This window comes from Massilimicrobiota sp. An80, assembly GCF_002159255.1.
GTDB lineage: Bacteria > Bacillota_I > Bacilli_A > Erysipelotrichales > Coprobacillaceae > Allocoprobacillus > Allocoprobacillus merdigallinarum.
Genome location: NZ_NFHI01000117.1, coordinates 1 through 814, shown reverse-complemented (window position 1 = coordinate 814; position 814 = coordinate 1). Strand labels below are relative to the sequence as shown.

The window sequence follows — 814 nt, the reverse complement described above, 5'->3', positions numbered from 1 at the left end:
AGAAGAAAGTGTGGCATTACTAAAAGAAGGATATCAATATTATATGGAAGATTATGAGCTGTATGGGAAAACGATAGAAAAAGAATTGTTTCATACTGGAAAAAAACAATATATACATATATATTATGATGGAATCGCTGCTGAAAGGGAAAAGATCATCATTAATCAAAGATTTCATAAACTAGATCAGCAACTGGAAGAAAAGAAAAATCAGATCATAAAAAGACAGGAAGATGTAGCGGGATATAAGAAATATTATAGGCTGAAATTTGATGAAAATGGATATTTTCAAAGTTATAAAAGAAAAGACAAGGAGATAAAGGAGCTCATAAATAGAGCAGGATTCTTTGCAATCATCACATCACGAAAAATGAGTGCATCACAGGCCTTAGAAATATATAGAGATAGAGATGCAATAGAGAAAGTATTTAGAATGGAAAAGACATACCTGGGTAACGATGTATTTAGAGTGCATTTGGATGAACATTTAGAAAGTAAAGTATTCATATCATTTATAGCACTCATTATAAGAAATGAAATATACAAATCATTAAAACCATTATATCTAAAAAACAAAAAAGAATATACAGTACCAAAGGTTTTGAGAGAGTATGAAAAATTAGGAGTAACAAAGTTATCGGATAAGAAGTATCATATAAGATATAAATTAACCAATAAACAAAAGAATATCCTAAAACAAATAGGAATCAATGAAAAAGAATATATAGAATTCGCTAGAGAAGTCATCAAGCCATTAGATAAGAACTAATGGCTTGATATCTATATAGATGTATAATTTTAGTAGAAGTTGACG

General features: G+C 28.6%; 1 protein-coding gene. It reads left to right on the top strand.

The genetic code is table 11. From position 1 onward, the window contains the following. Positions 1-43: 43 nt before the first annotated feature. Positions 44-769, top strand: coding sequence for an IS1634 family transposase (locus tag B5G32_RS13570; RefSeq protein WP_143746687.1), 726 nt, complete (start codon positions 44-46; stop codon positions 767-769). Positions 770-814 lie beyond the last annotated feature (45 nt).

Bases quoted from the DNA above. Each gene is read 5' to 3' on its own strand.
- B5G32_RS13570 (WP_143746687.1), top strand. From the start codon at position 44: ATGGAAGATTATGAGCTGTATGGGAAAACGATAGAAAAAGAATTGTTT.